Origin of the sequence: Baaleninema simplex PCC 7105 (genome assembly GCF_000332355.1) — a bacterium.
Taxonomy (GTDB): Bacteria; Cyanobacteriota; Cyanobacteriia; order Cyanobacteriales; family Geitlerinemataceae; genus Baaleninema; species Baaleninema simplex.
In genome coordinates, this window is the sequence record NZ_KB235958.1 from 463601 (window position 1) to 481561 (window position 17961).

13 protein-coding genes are annotated in these 17961 nt (G+C 54.4%); 4 read left to right on the forward strand and 9 right to left on the reverse strand.

Annotation, left to right across the window (positions count from 1 at the left end; genetic code table 11):
• Positions 1-3: 3 nt before the first annotated feature.
• Positions 4-1902: a hypothetical protein gene (locus GEI7105_RS28950; protein ID WP_017659207.1), complete on the reverse strand. Its 1899-nt coding sequence runs from the start codon at positions 1900-1902 to the stop codon at positions 4-6.
• Between the two features lie 230 nt (positions 1903-2132).
• Here GEI7105_RS28950 and GEI7105_RS38195 point away from each other — a divergent pair, with 230 nt between their 5' ends.
• On the forward strand, positions 2133-4202 hold the full coding sequence (locus GEI7105_RS38195; RefSeq protein ID WP_017659209.1) for an ArnT family glycosyltransferase: 2070 nt from the start codon (positions 2133-2135) through the stop codon (positions 4200-4202).
• A 76-nt stretch (positions 4203-4278) separates the two neighbouring features.
• Here the strand turns inward: GEI7105_RS38195 and GEI7105_RS0104050 are convergent, their stop codons facing one another.
• Positions 4279-5235 (reverse strand): RNA polymerase sigma factor, RpoD/SigA family, encoded by a 957-nt coding sequence (locus tag GEI7105_RS0104050; protein ID WP_026097418.1) that lies wholly within the window; start codon positions 5233-5235, stop codon positions 4279-4281.
• A 274-nt stretch (positions 5236-5509) separates the two neighbouring features.
• On the opposite strand from GEI7105_RS0104050, the gene GEI7105_RS40320 reads away from it, so the two are divergent.
• The gene (locus tag GEI7105_RS40320; protein ID WP_281166970.1) at positions 5510-5632 is read left to right on the forward strand and encodes a hypothetical protein; all 123 of its coding nucleotides are present in this window, start codon (positions 5510-5512) and stop codon (positions 5630-5632) included.
• Positions 5633-5754: 122 nt separating this feature from the next.
• Here the strand turns inward: GEI7105_RS40320 and GEI7105_RS0104055 are convergent, their stop codons facing one another.
• Complete coding sequence (locus tag GEI7105_RS0104055) at positions 5755-6837, reverse strand: EAL domain-containing protein (protein ID WP_035492430.1); 1083 nt, start codon at positions 6835-6837, stop codon at positions 5755-5757.
• A complete protein-coding gene (locus tag GEI7105_RS0104060) occupies positions 6834-8012 on the reverse strand; it encodes a response regulator (protein WP_158413155.1) in 1179 nt (392 codons plus the stop codon). The genes GEI7105_RS0104055 and GEI7105_RS0104060 overlap by 4 nt, the downstream gene beginning before the upstream one ends.
• Positions 8013-8342: 330 nt before the next feature.
• On the opposite strand from GEI7105_RS0104060, the gene GEI7105_RS0104065 reads away from it, so the two are divergent.
• Positions 8343-11657, forward strand: a complete 3315-nt coding sequence (locus tag GEI7105_RS0104065; RefSeq protein WP_017659213.1) for a PAS domain S-box protein — start codon at positions 8343-8345, stop codon at positions 11655-11657.
• A gap of 222 nt (positions 11658-11879) precedes the next feature.
• Here the strand turns inward: GEI7105_RS0104065 and iscB are convergent, their stop codons facing one another.
• On the reverse strand, positions 11880-13151 hold the full coding sequence (gene iscB / locus GEI7105_RS0104075; RefSeq protein ID WP_017659214.1) for an RNA-guided endonuclease IscB: 1272 nt from the start codon (positions 13149-13151) through the stop codon (positions 11880-11882).
• 869 nt (positions 13152-14020) lie between these two features.
• Between iscB and GEI7105_RS0104085 the strand changes: the two genes are divergently transcribed.
• Positions 14021-14701 carry an ATP-binding response regulator gene (locus GEI7105_RS0104085; protein WP_017659216.1) on the forward strand — a complete coding sequence of 227 codons (681 nt, stop codon included), beginning with the start codon at positions 14021-14023 and terminating at the stop codon, positions 14699-14701.
• Here GEI7105_RS0104085 and menD read toward each other — a convergent pair.
• From menD to GEI7105_RS0104100, 4 genes are read right to left on the reverse strand one after another with little or no spacing between them, the layout of a single operon-like run.
• Positions 14698-16449: a 2-succinyl-5-enolpyruvyl-6-hydroxy-3-cyclohexene-1-carboxylic-acid synthase gene (menD, locus tag GEI7105_RS0104090; RefSeq protein ID WP_017659217.1), complete on the reverse strand. Its 1752-nt coding sequence runs from the start codon at positions 16447-16449 to the stop codon at positions 14698-14700. The genes GEI7105_RS0104085 and menD overlap by 4 nt on opposite strands.
• Positions 16450-16467: 18 nt before the next feature.
• On the reverse strand, positions 16468-16698 hold the full coding sequence (locus GEI7105_RS36660; protein WP_144053659.1) for a hypothetical protein: 231 nt from the start codon (positions 16696-16698) through the stop codon (positions 16468-16470).
• The gene (locus GEI7105_RS0104095) at positions 16647-17516 is read right to left on the reverse strand and encodes a M56 family metallopeptidase (RefSeq protein ID WP_017659218.1); all 870 of its coding nucleotides are present in this window, start codon (positions 17514-17516) and stop codon (positions 16647-16649) included. Before GEI7105_RS0104095 ends, GEI7105_RS36660 begins: the two co-directional genes overlap by 52 nt.
• On the reverse strand, positions 17516-17938 hold the full coding sequence (locus tag GEI7105_RS0104100) for a BlaI/MecI/CopY family transcriptional regulator (protein ID WP_017659219.1): 423 nt from the start codon (positions 17936-17938) through the stop codon (positions 17516-17518). The genes GEI7105_RS0104095 and GEI7105_RS0104100 overlap by 1 nt, the downstream gene beginning before the upstream one ends.
• Positions 17939-17961: the final 23 nt, after the last annotated feature.

Genomic DNA, 17961 nt, shown 5'->3' on the forward strand with positions numbered 1-17961 from the left:
TCTCTATTGGGCTGATAGGAGACAAGACGCCGATAATACCTGATGTTCGGGCGTCTCGAACACTTTACAAGCTGGAACCCAGGCGGCGAGGGCGGGGGGAATGCCACTTTCGAGACGGGCGATAAGTTGGGGATCTCGGATAAACTGGCGTCGCCAGCGACTCCCCCATTGGCGATCGCTGAGATAGTCGGGGGAAAAGGCGTTTCTGTCTAACAGCCAAAAGTCAAGGTTGTAGTCGCTAATGGCTTGTTTGACGGGTTCGAGGGTGGGGCTGTATTGTGCCTCGAAGACGGCAACGGCTCGATCGCGAAACTGTTGGTAATAGCCGTAATGGTAGGGAATGGCGTACTCATGTCCGACGAGGATCGATCGCTGGGCGAAAGTGGGAAGGTTATCGGCTTCTTTGGCGGTGGACGCGATGAGAATATCTTTCGGTTGTTGCTGGAAGAATTCGTAAAGTTGCGGGGCTTCGCCTTCGACGAGACTGTAAGTTTTGGGGAAGCGATCGAGGAATACTGGAAAAATGACGATCGCCAGAATTAAAAGCAACGCCAACCCCGCTTTCAACCGCCGTCGCCGACGACAACGCCAAGCCGCATCGAGGAGTGTCGTCGCCGAAATTCCCGCCGCAAAAGACAGTAACATAATCAGCGTATGTTCGCTGTAACGGCTGGGAAGGTGAAGTTTGAAAAGTAGGGCGTGGGCGATAAAAAATAGGGCGATCGAGGGTATCGAAATTTGAAAAAATAGCTTGGCGTTAGCGGTGAGTTGTTGCAGTAAGGGAAAGCGATCGCGTCGATACCACAAAATCGGTAACAGCATTCCAACCCACAGCGTCAACGCCGTTCTTTGCGGCAAAAAACCGCTGCGATTTCTCAACAGCCAAAATTCAAAAGGATCGGAGTGAAAGAAATAAATCCGTCCGCCTTTTAGAAATTCAGGGAGTTGTTTAGCAAGTTCGGCATTGACGACAGGGGCGTATTCGTTGGTTTTTAAGGCATAACTTGCCAGCATCGCCACGATGACAGCAATATTCACTAAATGAAATCTCGAAGTCCAATTCAAACGCCAACGGTTACCTTGATTTTCAGAATCTAAAATACTGGCGTTTTGGGGCTGCTTGCCATTGTTGTTATTTTCGTGATTTTCTAGGTGACTTTCTAAATTACTTTCTAAGTCAATCGAACCCGATTTTTTTGAAAAAACTTCTTTTATAGAATTTATAGAATCCGAAATATCTCGAAAGCGAACCCATCCCAACCCATCTAAAATTAAAATTCCGAGTTCGACGAGTAAAAATTGTGGGTAAAACAACCCCGTTAAAATCACAAAAACGATAGAAAGTATCGTATTTTTCTTATTGTAATAGAATAAAAAACCCAAAAAAATCGGATATAAAAAGGCTCGGGGCGTCCCCGAAATCAAATCGTCCTTACACCATAACGTCTGATTGAGAACGAGCGTCGATAAAAACCCCCCAAAAGGAATCGGGAAAATTTGTAGAAATACCCCATAGCCGTAAGCCGTCAAAATACCACCGAGGAACACCGGAAGTACCTTATTAAACACAAACGGATCGAGTCCGAAACTCGCCGCCAAACGGTATAGCGAAGCGTATCCTACCGGAGAAACCGACTGAAAATAATCCGCGATCGCATCGTTGGGAAACAAATCCCCATCGAGAAACCGGCGCATCCAAAACACATGTTGACGGGCATCGTCTTGAACGATATAGTCTCCATCGAACGACGCCGGAAGCACGGCGATCGCGTACACTATCGCACAGACGACACTAGCAATTCCCCAAAACCGCTCGTTCGCGAAACTGCGCGAAATGAGGCTCGATTGCGAGCGTTTATCTTGCGTTGTAAAAAGAGATTGACGCACAGAGCTGCCCCACATGGTACAACAGAAATTTGGTGTTCTCGTCCTTCACGATTCCCCAGAGAAGAGCGAAAAGATAACCGCAAAGCGCGATCGCAAACAATTCTACATATCGAATAGCAAAGCCAGGTCTTTGTCAAGAGACGTTTTCCATCCTTTTGACTCCCCTCAACCGTAGAATTGTCGTGGCATTCCCCCAATTCAAACGTCTTTTTATCGGTGTACGATTCTCAGGAAAAAAATAATCGATGTTGCCCGAAACTCGCCGCCCGAACTCCACTAACGCCGATCGATCGCCTCTCTATCTCCTGTTCGCCATCTTTCTCATCGCCGTTGTGCTGCGAGTTTGGGCGATTACCGTTCCCCTCAACGTCGATGAAATCTCCTGGCTGCGACGGGGGGCGACGTTCGTTCGGGAACTCCTCGCCGCCGATCTCGATAGTACCTACGAACGCCACCATCCCGGCGTAACGAATATGTGGCTGACGGGGTGGGCGATGGCACTCAACTGTACTTTACAACAGGCATTTCCCCAGTGGTTCGGCTTACCAGAACCCTTCACCGACTTCGAGAAATGCCTTCGCTACGAATATTACAGCATCAGTTGGTTCGTGCTGCCCCGTCTAGTGCAAGCCCTCGTCACCGCCGCGACAATGGTGGGAATAACCGTCTTGCTGCGGCGACTGTTTGGAAACGCGATCGCCCTTCTCTCCATCGGCTTACTGCTATTCGAGCCGTTTTTTCTGGGGTATCAACGGTTTTTGTCAACCGATGCCCTAATGATAAATTTCGCCGCCCTCAGCGTCTTCTGGGGGCTGCTATATTTACGTTTGCCCCCCGATACCACCCCCATCGGATTGCCCCGATCGCCGCAAAAACTCACCTGGCTGCTGGCCTCGGGAATGTCGATGGGACTCGCCACCGCCGGAAAAATCACAATTCTCTTCGTCCTTCCCGGCTTCGTCGCCGCCCTCATCGCCATCGAAATGGGATGGGCGAAAGCCTCCTTTGCCCCTCGAGGATGGCAACAGCGATCGCTTGAAATCGCCCTTTGGACCGTCGCCCTCGTCGCCACAGTGGTTTTACTCTGGCCGATGTTGTGGGTCGAACCCTGGGAAACCCTCCAGCGGCTTTACGAAGATTTAGTCGACGAATCCGCCCGCGGCCACTTTTTCTTCCTGGGCGAAACCACCGACGAAGTGGGATTGCTGTTTTATCCCCTGGCGATGCTGTATCGCCTCTCTCCCCTATTTCAAGTGGGACTCGTCGCCGGAATCCTCCGCCTCGCCGTTCCCAAATGGCGGAAACAGACCCCCTACGTCCCCGAACTGACGATATTACTGGGGTTGTCGGCGTCGATGTTGGCGGTGTTTTCCGTCTTTTCCAACAAACTCGATCGCTACCCCCTCCCCACCTATCCCTGGTTAGTCGTGGTGGCCGCCGTCGGATGGTGGGCGATCGCCCAAAGCCTCAAACCCCTAAAATCCGCAAAAGTCTTCATCCCAGGACTTCTCGCCGTCCAAGCGGCGATGTTACTTCCCTACGCCCCCGATTACGTCACCTACTATAACCCCCTCTTCGGCGGACTCTCAGCGGCCGAAGACATCTTCACCATCGGACAAGGAGAAGGCTTAGAACGGGCGGCGTGGTGGCTCAACCAACAACCCCAAGCCGAACGAACGCGCGTCGCCAGTTGGTATCGGACAGTATTTCGGGCGTATTTCCGAGGCGAAGTGGTGAAAATCGATCGCTCCCGCGATACCGACACCGCCCCCGAATGGACGCAAACCAACCGCGTCGTATTGTACGTCAACCAAGTCCAGCGAGAGGTTCCCAGTCCAGACATGGTGAATTATTTTCGCCGCCAAACCCCACTTCACACCGTCAACTTACAGGGAATCGAGTACGCCTGGATCTATCCCGGGCCGGTTCCCACCCCTACCGACTTAGAACGATCGATTTTCCTCAATCGTCCCCTCGGAAACAACACCGTCTTGTTAGGAACCGAAGCGTTACCCGAGGCGATCGCCCCCGGTCAGACCCTCGAAATTTCAGTATTTTGGCAATTTCCCGCCCAACCGCCGCCAAATCCCACCATCCAACTAACCTTCGGCGACGTTCGAGAGACAAAACCCCTCCTCGGCGGATTTTGGTTTCCTCGCCAAATCGCCCCCAACAGCATCTTACGGGACGTGCGCGTTCTCCAGATTCCCGAAACCCTCTCTCCGGGCCGCCATCCCCTCACCCTCACCCTCATTGAAAACGGGCGACCTGTGGGATCGCCCGTGATTTTGGGGGAAATTGAGGTAACGAGATAATTAGAGGGGGAGAGAGGGAGAGGGGGAGAGGGGGAGAGGGGAAGACAATTCCCCGTTATCGATTGTCAATTGTCCCCTAGCTGGCCAAATACTCGCCCATATCCGCCTTGCGTTTGCGGAGTTTCGTGAGGGATTCCCGTTCGATTTGACGAACTCGTTCCCGGCTGATCTTAAGGCGATCGCCAATTTTCGCCAGCGTCATGGCTTTACCGTCCCGCAAACCGAAGCGTAACGCCAAGACTTCCCGCTGTTGGGGCGTTAAATCCGCCATCAGGGTTTCGAGGTCGCTGCGAAGAGAAGATTGAACCGCAAAATCTTCCGGCGAGGGGCCGTCATCTTGCAGCAAATCCGCCAGTTCCGTATCTTGATTGTCGCCCACCCGCAAATCGAGAGAGAGCGGTTGACGGGCCCGTTCGAGGTATTCTCGAATTTGTTTGGGGGTCAGGCTCATTTCGTCGGCGATTTCAGCGACCGTCGCCGCCCGTCCTAACTGTTGCGTCAGTTGGCGTTGAACCTTTTTGATTTTGTTGAGTTTTTCCGTAATGTGAATCGGCAGACGAATCGTGCGGCCTTTCTCAGCGATCGCTCGGGTAATCGCTTGACGAATCCACCAGTAGGCATAGGTGGAAAAGCGATAGCCTTTCGTGGGATCGAATTTTTCGACCCCACGCTGCATCCCGATCGTGCCTTCTTGAATTAAATCGAGCAAATCGACGTTTCGTTTGATATATTTTTTAGCGACAGACACCACGAGCCGCAGGTTGGCTTCGACCATCTTGCGCTTGGCGAGTTCGCCAGAGGCGATCGCTTTTTGCAGAGCCGCTTCAGACAGGTCGGCCGCTTCAGCCCACTCCGGCAATGTCGGCTCTCGATCGAGTCGTTCTGCAAGTTGGTCTTTCGTTACCTGTAGTGCCGTCAGTCGCTGAACCTGCTTCCCGTAGAGAATTTCTTCCTCATGGGTCAGTAGAGGAACCCGACCGATTTCGCGCAGGTAGGTGCGAACCAAGTCTGTAGAGGTCTGAGCAGTCTTCATAACGCAGGTTTCGAGGGATGAATGACGACGGACTTCTTGTTGGGCGCGATTCGATGACGACGTAGACTGTCTTAACCGACACTCTCCATCAACAGCTATAGAAGCCGATGTGGAAGTCGCCCTTCGCTCCGAGAGCTAGATAAGGCGATCTCGGTCGCCATACTGTCGCGCGATAGGTGCAACAGATGCGCCTGTACTGTGGACAACTCACCGCGTGTTAACAATTGTAACATTCTTTAAAATTTAGCAACCTCGTGGGGTCGGCTCGGGAACGGTGGGTCTAGACGCTGAAGTCGCCCTAGAGACCGAACGGACAGTTCGCCGAGGACGCGCCATCGTTCGGCTTTCGATGGCACGTCCTCAACCTGTCGCTTTAAGTCCCTTACTCTCAGGTTAGCGAGAATTTCCCGAGCTGATTGCAACCTGGACGACAAAAAATCCCTAAAACTGCCAGAAATTTACCATCACCCCATCACTGGCGACTGGCGACTGGCGACTGTAAAAGCTCCCGTTCCTGCGTTAACGTATCGTCCGTTGGGGGCGTCCCAATACGAAACCTTGTCCGAAGTCGATGCCTAACTGACGGCAATCGTCGAGATCTACAGCGGTTTCTAAGTGTTTGGCGATCGTGGCGATTCCCAACTCGTCGGCGGTGTCGATGCTACGAGCGAGGCGATCGAAAACCTCACGATCGCGGCGTCCTTGTCGAATGCGCTCTCCTTCAAATTTTATGGCGTTAGGATAGATCTCTCGCAAGGGACAATTGAGGGACAAATCCCCGCGAAAATCGTCGATTGAAATCCCAAAGCCCCACTCTCGTAACTGCGAGATAGCGTTGCGAACTCGCTCGGGCTGGTGTAACAACTCCGCCTCAGAAAACTCGAAAAAGAGGTTCGTCGTCGGTAAGTTCAATTCCTGGGTGAGTGTATAAGTATCGGCGAGAAACTGCGGTTGACGTACCAACGTTACCGGAGAAACATTAATAAAAAAGGTTTGGTGTGGGGGAAACTTCGCGATCGTCGGGAGACACAGCGTTCGAACTAAATCGTCGAATTGTGGAGTCAATCCCGTCACCATTGCCGCGTCGAGGAGTTGACGACCGTTCAAACAGGTTCCCGTTATCGATGTAGCTCGGGCGAAACATTCGTGTCCGACGATCTCGCCGACTTCTAAATCGAAAATCGGTTGATAGTTAAAGAATAGCGATTTTTGCTCGAGAAGAGATGGAAACCAATCGTAAGGATTGTCAGCCCGAAACATACTTAGCGGTTGAGCGTTGAGAAATTCAAACAGTAGATTGCTTGCTTGAAACGAACGATCGGTCACGATATATTGCGAAGATTCTCGATTGGGGAGAGGAATTCGTTCGAGCTTCTCGGCGATCGTCGCAGTGGTCGCGCGATCGAGTTCCCGGTAAAGAAACTGTGGGGCGATGGGAACCGGACGGAAATTATGCTGAACCAGCAAGCTTCGCGTCAACACACTATCGGGGAGAACAATGAGTTTGTACGCAATGGAGGAGGTCATAGGAATTCCTTTGGCCGAGAGCTGGATGTCGATCTCGGTGGGCGAGCGAGTGGGAACTTGAAACTGAAACATCATGCAAACTCGAATTGAGAATTGAGGGGAGACGTAAACTGGGACGAAATCGGATTCAATGCGACATCGTTCGATTCGGAAAGGTACTCGAAGAGTATTTTGAGAACGGTAGTTTTGCAGACGGGTTTGGTGAGGAAGTCCGAAGCCCCAACCCAACGAGCGCGTAGGCGATCGACCACTCCGTCTTTGCTCGTTAAAATCACGATGGGCATCGACTCGAGTGCCGACACGCGACGCAATTGGGTGCAGACTTCGTACCCGTTGGCGACGGGCATCACCAGATCGAGAAAGAGCAAGTCCGGTGGTTGTTCGATGATGGCCGGAACGGCTTCGACGGCGTCTTGAAAGCCCTGAAAGCGATATCCGGCTTTAGAGACGATGCTCTCGAGACTGTTGCGAACGGTGAGGCTATCGTCCAAACAGGCGATCTTCGGCACTCGGACGGGCGATTTTTCCCGGAGGGGAACGTCTTTAAGGGTTTTCCAGCTTAGAATGTTCTGTTCGAGGAAGTGGTGCAGCAGGCGAGTGACGACGGACATTGACGAATCGAGGCGAACCAGTAGATCCCAAACCGTATGGCGTCCGTCGAACGCTTCGAGGAGGTTGAGGAAGGCCGAACCAGAAGCATGACCGTCACGAGCGAGACGCGGAGCGCGATTGGCATCTGGCGGGCGCAGTCCCAAGCTGTACCACTGTTGAGATAACGCCCGCACGTCTCGCAACAGTTGTTTGAGTTCTAACGCCGACAGCGACAGGGGAACGAAGAGGGTGGGGCGATCGAGGGTTCGATCTTGCCAGCGATACGTCGTATCGGTGACGCCCTGGAGCGAAAACAAAACTTCTCGGGCGTTCGCGTACAGAATACTTTTGGCTTGCGATATGGTGATGCGATCGCCGACGATCGCCTCTTGCAAGCATTGATATTCCCATACCTCCTCGCGATCGGACGGTGCGAATAACGTCTCGGGAGCGTCGGGACAATACCGTTCGAGGGCGCGATACCAGCGTCGGACGCGATGAACCGGATCGATCGCATAAGCAAGACGACCGCTCTCGAAATATAAATCCCAACAACGACGGCCGCGAGAAACCGACAATTTCCCTGTTTTTTGCGCTTGATAAATTCTCGCGATCGCTTCGACTAAGCGTTGCTTTTTAAATGGTCGAACTGGAGACATCACCATACCTCGAACTTGCTCCAAACTCCGGTACGCCCCTCAAATTTGGGGGATCTCAACGTGAAATACCGATCTCGTTTGAAGAAAATCAATTTTTTTGAAGAAACATCTTGACTTTTTGAAAACTATGTTAGAGTTTAAAAAAAGCTTTTATGTTTCTCCCGTATATCTATCAGTCTATTCCCAAAAAAATAGTTTGAAAATTGTCGAGATCGCGGATTTTTTTATCAGTAATTCCTAGGTTGCCGGCCTACGTGAAACTACGCAAACCCAAAATCGTCTCGACCTTCGCCCCGTCTCGAACCGTCCTCCTCCGATAAGCGACTTATTATGTTCGATCGCGCGATTCGCCAAGCCATCGATCGCCATCCCCAAACCTTGACCCCGGAAACTCCGGTGTCAGACGCGATCGCCCGACTCTCCCAAAACTGCAAAACCACGGTCTTTATCTGCGATCGCCGCCGTCTCGTCGGAGCCTTCGGCGAAACCCAACTGCTGCATCTAGTTAAAAACCCCGACTTCGATCGAACCCAACCCGTCGGCGAGGTCATGGTGCAGACGTTTCCCCGCATCCGAGAGTCCCAACCTCCCGAATGGGACACCCTCAGCCGCTGGTTCGAGAACACGCCCTTACAAGCCCTACCCGTTCTCGACAACCGCGATCGCCTCGTCGGAAGCCTCCCCCAACGCGCCCTACTGCGAGAAGCCGCCGACTTCCGACACCACGTCGCCAAACTGCAAAAGCGGATCGATCGAGAAACCGCCGAACAAGAACTCCTCCAAGAAAAACTCGCCACCAGTTACTCCCAACTGCGAACGATTCTGTCGGCGATGCAGGACATCGTCCTCGAAATCGACCTCGACGGAGATCGCCTCGAAGTGGGACTTCCCAGCCCCGATCCCGTCGATCCCGACGTCAGCCTGTGGATCGATCGCACCATTTCCTGCTTCTTTGAAGACGGCTACGCCGACGACTTCCTCCAACAAATCCGGCAAGCCCTTCAAACCCGGCAAACCGTCCGCTTCGAGTACAGCCTTCCCGACGGCGAATCTCCCCTATGGTTTGAAGCCCGCATCTCCCCCATTGCCCAAACCTCCGTCGTCTGGGTCGCCCGCAACGCCAACCCCAACCCCCGCAACGATCGCGCCGTTCTCTGGGTCGCCCGAGACATCACCGCCCGCAAACAAGCCGAAGACGCCATCAAAACCCTAGCCAGCGAACTCGAGCGTCGCGTCGAAGCCCGTACCGCCCAACTCCGCAGCACCAACGAAATCCTCCGGGCTGAAATTCGCAAACGCCAACAAACCCAACAAGACCTCCAACACACCAACGATCGCATGAGAGCCGTCCTCGACGCCATTCCTGGCTTCGTATCTTGGATCGGCTCCGACGGACGCTACCAAGGCGTCAACCGCCACCTCGCCACCGCCTACGGCCTCGACCCCGAAGACTTTGTCAGCCGAGACGTGGGATTCCAAGGCAGCAACGCCCAATTTTCCGAATTCGTGCGGCAGTTCCTCGACAGCGACGGCCGAACCGCCGGCCGCGTCATCGACACCCCCATCGGCGAGACCCTGCGTCAGTACCTCGTCGTCGCCCAAAAATACGATCGCGGCCGCGCCGCCGTCACCGTCGGCATCGACATCACCGAGCGCAAACAGTTTGAAATCGCCCTACAAAAACAACAGCGTCTCGTCCAGCAAATCGCCGACGCCACCCCAGACGTTCTCTACGTCTACGACCTCCTCGCCGAGCGCAACGTCTACGTCAACCGACAAGTCACCCAACTGCTCGGCTATACCCCCGAACGCATTCAAGCCATGTCCTCGCAATTCCTCTCGCTCGTCGTTCATCCCGACGACATCTACAGTCTGAGCGAACAGCGAGAACGCTTTGCCGAACTGGCCGAAGACGACGTCTCAGAGCGCGAGTTTCGCGTGCGGGGAGCCGACGGCGACTGGCGTTGGATTCACAGTCGCGAAACCATCCTCACGCGCACCGCCGATGGGACTCCCGAGCAAATTGTCGGCATCGCCCAAGACGTGACCGTTCGCAAACAGGCCGAAGAAGCCTTACGCCAGCTCAACCAAGAACTCGAAGCCAAAGTGGCCGAACGGACGGTCGCCCTGCAACGGAGCGAAGCCAAATTTCGATCGCTGTTCGAGCAGATGGCCGTCGGCGTCGCCCAAGTAGACTTACAGGGACACTGGCAGTTCGTCAACCAAAAGCTCTGCGACATTCTCGGCTACAGTGCCGAAGAACTCGGACGAACGGGGTGTTTGGAGATGACGCACCCAGAAGACCTCGAGATAACGCGACAGTGTCTCCACAACCTGCTGAGCGATCGCGTCAATACCTGCGCCCTCGAAAAACGTTACCAAAAGTCCGACGGGTCTCTCGTATGGACGAACGTGACGATCTCCGTCGTACGGGATACCTCCGAGACAGAATACGGCTCGCTACCCAGCGTCGATCCTTACTTCGTCGCCGTCGTGCAAGATATCAGCGATCGCAAACAAGCCGAAGCCGCTCTCAAACAGCAAACCGAAATCTTGCAAACCATCGTCGATCGCATTCCCGTCGCCATTTGCTTCCTAGGCTCCGACGAAACCCCCCAACTCGTCAATCGCTGCTTTGAAGAAACCCTCGGCTGGTCTTTACAGGAAGTTCGAACCATCAACCTGTTTGCCGCCTGTTATCCCAACCCCGACGATCGACAACAAGTTCTCGACTACGTCCGTGCTGCCGCTCCCGGATGGCAGGATTTCACCGTTTGCCGTCGCGACGGCCACCCACTCGAAATGTCCTGGGCTAACGTCCGCCTATCTGACGGAACCACCATCGGCTTCGGTCAAGACGTCACCGAACGCAAACGCGCCGAAACCGAAGTCATCAAAGCCATCGAAAAAGAACGAGAACTCATCGATCTCAAATCTCGCTTCGTCTCCATGACCTCTCACGAATTCCGAACCCCTTTAGCGGTGATTCAGTCCTCGGCGCAACTGCTGCACCGGTACGAGTGGAGTCGCGAAGAACAACTCGAACAACTCGATCAAATTCAGTCGGCCGTCCGTCACATGACCGAACTGCTCGACGACGTTCTCACCTTTGCCAAGAGCGAAGCCGGAACCCTCAACTTCAACCCCTCAGAAGTCGAACTCACAGAATTCTGTCAGCGTCTGACAACGCAACTGAGTAACAGCATCGGTCGCGATCGCGCCTTCGCCAAAGAACTTCCCCATCAACCCCTATGGATTCGCGCCGACGAAAAGCTCCTGCGACAAATTTTGTCTAACTTACTCTCCAACGCCCTCAAATACTCACCGCCAGAAGCTCCCGTGCGCTTTGCCCTGTGGGAGTGCGACGGTCAGATCGTCTTCGAGATCGAAGATCGCGGTATCGGAATTCCGCCAGAAGACTTACCCCGTCTGTTCGAGTCGTTCCACCGCGCCAAAAACGTCGGGACGATTCCCGGTACGGGGTTGGGATTGGCGATCGTCAAGCGATGTGTCGATTTGCACGGCGGGACGATCGAAGTCGATAGCGAATCGGGACGGGGAACTCAGGTGACGGTCGTGCTTCCCACCACGACGGACGAAGAGACCCTTGCGAATCGATCGCGAACCGCAAGCGGCGAGCCGTGAAGACCGTTGGCAGGTCACAGGTTTTTCCTCGTCCCCTCGTTTCCCGGTCGTCTCCTCACTGCCCGATTTCAGCGATCGCCCTGACTTTAAGTTTCTTAAACTTACAGGAACTCGACGTCAAAGACTGAAAAGTTTCACGCAGACCTCTCGGGAGCGTGGAAGCCCCGTGTCTTTAGACCGGGGAGGAAACGCGACACGGGGACTTTAGTCCCCGTAAGTCTTTCAGGCATAGGCGTAACCATCCTTTCTGTGAATTGGTTTGCAGTATTTGTGGCTGATGCCTGCCACTCTTCCAGACGCGGTGGTAATATCAAAACTGCCAGAAGCACGGCAGAGAACCCGTCCTACATAGGAGCCGATTTTCTTCCCGGTCATGACTGTGGCAGTGACGATATCGCCTGTCTGAAAGCCTTTATGAATTTGAACTCGGGAGCGGTGGCGAGTAGGAAACCCATATTTATCCGTCCCGCACATCTGTCGAGTACCATGTCCTTTGGCTGCAATTAGTAACGGCTTTGATGTGAGGATTTCGAGTGATTCGATTTTCCCGACACACGCTGCATCAAGCCAGTGAGCCTTGGGCAATTCCCATCGAGTCCGATTAAACTTGGTTTGTCCCCCCGTGCCTGTCGCCACAGGCAAGCCTGTCTGTTTCAGAGCAGTCAACAATGCCCATCGGGTTGAATTAACCGCTGCTGCATCTTTAAGCGGTGATTTTGCCTGCCTGAGAATACGACTCAGTAAATCAGGCTTGCCCGATAAAAAGTCTCGAATGTCCTGATTGCCTTTGGATTGATTGCATGAGTGGCAAGCTAGGGTCAGGTTGGAAACCCGGTCGGTTCCCCCTTTAGACTTGGGGTGAATATGCTCGACTTCAAGCGCTACATTTTTAGCTCCACAGTAAGCACATTTCTGATTCCATTTCTCTAATAAATATTCCCTGACTTCATAGCCTGGCAATTCCCCTTGCTGGTACTCAATGCCCGATATCTCAGGGTTCTGCATGAGTTGCAGGTCGAACCTTACTAGCTCTTGGGAAATGTGGGCAATTGGGGCAAGCCGGCGAAAGCGGTTAACCCATGTCATTGTGGTATCTATCCGATGCTGCAAGCTGGGAGCTAACCAACCATTGGGACGAGTTCGATTTAAGAACCGAGCCTGCCGATAGCGAGTCTTGCGGTTTCGTCTAGAACGTCGGAGTTGACGACGAGACAGCAATGCATCCTTAATTTGTTGGCTCCGGTGCTGCAACTCGGCGCCAAAGATGATTCGATCCCCTTGCTTCAGGGCAATTCCAGTGACTTGAGAACCTGGATCTAATTTGATTTCGATAGGTTCAGGATTAGCATCAACCTCCTTTTTTAAGATGAGGGTGAATGGGTAGCGTCGAAATACAGATGCTTTCCCCGCTTTGAGCAGTGACCGTGCTACCCCTGGCTTGCAGGGTGTAAGCGGCTTGCGGTTGGCATCTAAAACGAAAACATGGTTAGACATTGTTGCGTCTCTTCTGATTGCTCGTAACGTTGGCTTCGCCAATGTTCAGAGTCGGTACTCTCCAAATCGCACTGTCTTAACCCCTTAAAACTGTTTAACGATTCGGTTCTAGAGCCTAGAACTAGCACGCATTCCAGGGTAGGAACTTTAACTCTTGCTCGCTCACGTAGCCAGTTAAGGCGATAGCTGGTCAGCTACCTGAAGGGGAGGCACGAAGCCCCCGTGCTTCAGCCGGGGGTGCTGACAATGCTACAATACAACTGCTTTAGCGCGATGGCAGTGTTAAAGTTATGTGGGTGAAGTACCCGACGCTGATGCTTCGCATACAGCACGGGCTTCCAGTTTCACAGGCCAGCGCCGCCACGCCCGCGAACCCAGTTTTGGTCTTCGTTCTCTCGGATGCAAGCTCCGAGAGCTGCGAAGACTGCGTCTTACCCAGCCTCCGAAGGTTTGGCTTGCCGCAAGCGACAGCCCTGACTCCCGTAACGCATCGCGTTACCCTGGCAGCAACCCGTCTTCCACAGGTCGATATTTGTTGCTTGTCTCAAGCACGGACTTACGGATACCGTGAACGTTGAAGGAAACAGCTTCCCCGAGCTGCCGATCTATCTGCGGCAAGAGTCCAAGCTCTACTTTGAAGTTAGCCTGTCTGTTCGATACGGTCGGGCGGTTCGTTGACCATCTCGACGCTTCGACTTCGCTCAGCGTTGAGTCCGAGCGGAGTCGAGGACTCGATTATACCTTGCCGCTCGGCTATCCCGGCCGCCGCCGACCGTTCGGCTGGGCTCACGGCCGAAGCCTTCATCTGCAGCGCGGGGCTTCCCGCCGAGGGAGCTAAAATAGCTACGATCGACGTTTTGAAACGAGCGATGAAAAAAGTTCTAGTTATCGAAGACGAACAAATTTTACGAAAAAATATCCTCAAAATCCTTAAAGCAGAGGGTTTTGAGTCGCTCGGTGCCGCAGATGGCTACGAAGGAATCGATTTGGCTCGCTCTGAGAATCCCGACTTAATCGTTTGCGATATCATGATGCCCGAACTCGACGGCTACGGTGTTTTAAAAACCCTCCAAGCCGACCGCGAAACGGCAATGATTCCGTTTATTTTTCTCACCGCGAAAACCGATCGCGCCGATATGCGACAAGGGATCGAACTCGGAGCAGACGATTACCTCGTCAAACCCTTCGATGCCGACGAACTGCTGCGGGCGATCGAAACGCGGTTTAAAAAGCAAGACTTGCTCCTCGATCGCATGGCGTCTCTCTCCGACGAACTGACGCGACTGCAACAGTTTCTCAACGCGAAAGACGGATTGATGGAAAACCTCGATCGCGAACTGCGTCGTCCCATGTCCAATATCAAAGTGGCGTTGACGATGTTGCAGAACAAAAATACCCCCGAAGCCCGCGATCGCTACCTACAAATTCTCGAAGAGGAATTTTCCCGCGAAATTTCCCTACTCAACCAAGTTTCGGAAATGCAAAAACTCCTCACGCCCGAAAACGTGAATTTACTCTGTCAGTTCAACCTGTTACAAGGGCGGTCTTAACCCTTAACGATGTTTTGGGAAACGTTCTCGAACAGCCGCTGTCGCCAGGCAGCATCGACTTTGCGATCGGTTTTCAGTTCTAACAGGCGAACTCCCGTCTTGGGGAGTTGTTTTAGGCTGCGCTTCAAGTGTTGCCACGACGCGATCGCCTCATATTCGACCCCGTACGCGCGACACAGCGACGGGACGTCCACAGACTGCGGCGTGGCGAAAAACGCCTCGAACGGTGGCTCGAACTGAGAAATCGGCAACATCTCGAAAATACCACCACCGTGATTGTTCGCTAACACCACTGTCAAACTGCTCCGAAACTGCTGCCGCAACAAAAAGCCGTTAGCATCGTGGAACAGCGCCAGATCTCCAGTTAACAATACAGTAGGAGCCTCCCACGCGACCCCGAACGCTGTCGAGAGCGTCCCGTCGATGCCGTTCGCCCCGCGATTGCACCACACCCGCACGCGACGGTCGCTCGGTTGCCAAAACCACTCCAAATCTCGCACGGGCATACTGTTAGCCACGAACAGCCCCGTCGCCGGAGGCAAGATCTCAGAGAGCGTCCAAACTAACTTCGGTTCCACGAGATCGTCGGTATGGCCGAAAGTGTCATCGATCTGCTGGCGTACCTGACGATCGGCCTCGCACCACTGTCGGCAAAACTCCGACGCCCCCGGCGGCACCACGGGATCGGGAATCGGCAACCGTTCGATCGCCACCCGTAAAACCCTCGTGTTTCCGTGGAGCGGATCGGGATTGCGATCGCTCGGGTCTAACACCCACACCTGCGGCCGAACCGCCGCCAACCACTCCCGCAATACCTTACTCGTGGGCAAATCTCCCACTTGTACCACCACCTCGGGAACCAACCGTTTCGCCATCGATTCGTCTCGTAGCATCAGGTCGTAGGTCGAAACGAGATGGGGATTGAGAGAGGCATAGTTTCGCAGCGGCGAGAGTCCCTCGGCCAACACCGGAAATCCCAACGTTTTTGCCAAATGCGCCACCGCTTGACAGTAGGCTTTATCCTCGACGGGTTGGGCGACCCCCGCCACGATCAGCCCGCGATCGCACTTGAACCAAGCCGAAAACGCGCGATCGAGATCCGCAGCCGACGCCAGAGAAAACGTCGCCTCCGAAGGAATCGACCCTTCAAAAAAGCTGTCGGGAAACTGCCGGGCGAACGCCTGGGCGTCCGGTTCGCGAATCGGAGGTAACGGCTCGCGAAACGGACAGTTGAGGTGAACCGCACCCGCCACGGGAAACCGCGTGCGTTCGAGAGCGTAAGCGATCGTCTGGCGCAGATAGTACAACTGCGATAAATCGAGTTCCGGCAGTGCCAACTCCGTCTGCCAAGTGGGATAGTTGCCGTACAGTTTGAGTTGGTCGATCGCTTGTCCGGCATGACAGTGGCGCAGTTCCGGCGGGCGATCGGCTGTCAACACCAACAACGGTACGCGGCTTTCTCGCGCCTCGATGACGGCCGGGTAGAAATTCGCTCCCGCCGTTCCCGAGGTACACACCAACGCCGTCGCCCGTCCCGTGCGCTTGGCCAGTCCGAGGGCGAAAAACGCCGCCGATCGCTCGTCGAGAACGGGAACGGCTTCGATGTCGGGATGGATGGCAAACGCCATCGTGAGGGGCGTCGAACGAGACCCAGGGCAGACTACCGCCGTCGTCAGTCCCAGTTTGGCAAGGGTTTCGACGGCGACGGACGCCCAAATCGTGTTGCGGTTGCGAAAATCAACGGTCATGGATATGGATAGCGACAATCAAGAAACGGGCGATCGCAACGTTCCCAACCCTTCGGCAGTGTCGCACGCGGCGATCGCTCGAAGGTTCCGAACGCTCGGTCGGGGTTCTCCTGGCGACCGACTCTCGCGATCGGGTGGGGAGGCCCGGCGTTGCCTAACGACTTCGACCTCGAGCGTGGCGAACGTTAAAGGTGCGGTTAATAATGAAATGGGACGACCGACATCGGCACGAGCGCCAATGCCAACCACTGACACAAACAGGGCTGCCAGTTGGGGATTGGCGGGGCGTCTTCCAACAGGGCTTCGATCCGTTCCTCTAAGCGACTGCGAGGGGCATCGCAACTCAAGGCAGCCCGCACGTCCGAGCGATCGCCGAAAGGGATAGAGGGCATCGACTGAAACGGCACTTTAGCAACGGTCAACAGCGATTCTGCCAGTAACAACCCGTCTACCTGTTGTGCCGCCCAGCGATCGGCTCGAATTTCTCGCAGGAGCAGCAACTCATCCCAAATCGCTTCTGTTTTTGGCAACCACAGGGTCGATCGCTTCAACCAACCCAGCCAAAAAAACCAGAACGTATCGCGATAGTACAGATGGGCTCGTTCGTGGGCGAGAACCGCCTTCAAACGCGGCTCGTCTAAGCGATCGAGCAATCCTCGAGCGACGGCCAGCTCCGGTCGCCAAAAGCCTACCACCGCACTAAAGGGAATATCTTCCTCGAATACGCGACAGGGGTAGTCTAGAATTTGCCGTTGTGGATAGCGTCGCAGCGATCGTTGCGATCGCCACGCACTGACGCCACACCCAACCAGCCGCGCCCCTGCCACCGCCAGAAAACTCGCCGAGATTCCGTAACTCAGTTCGGCGGTTCCCGACCACGCCATGTTACCCCCCATTCCCATACAGACTACCGCTAACGCCGTGGTCACCAGTAACAGGGGAGGAAACACCAATTGAGCCAGCGCCGCATACCAGCGATCGCGGTATCCCGAGCGTTCGAGGCGATCGTAACAGCAGCGAAAGGCCAAGCTCCCGAAAAGGGCAGCCAGAACCATCAGCAGGTGCATCAGGCGTCCGCCTCCCGCCCCTGACGCATTACTCGAACGCGTTCGGTGATGGCTTCGAGGCGATCGAGACTGTCTCCGTCGAGGCTGTCGGCAAAGGCCGCTACCACGTCGGGATTGCTAATGTCGAGAAAGCGTTGCAGGCGATCGTGGGATTGCAGCATTTGGGCTTCGTTCCGCGATAGCACTGGCGTCCATCGGAACGCGCGATCGCGTTTGTCGCATTCGAGCCAGCCTTTCTTCGTCAACCGACGCAGTACCGTCGTCACCGAAGCGTAAGCCAGTTCGCGATCGGGGTCGGATAAGAGGCGATCGCGCACCTCTTTAACTGTCGCCGAACCTAGGGCGTACAGCGTTTCTAACACCTCGGCTTCGAGGGGGCCGAGAGACAGTTGTTTCGGACGTCGATCGGGCAGTGGAACCATGTTCGGTGAAGCGTGCAGAATAT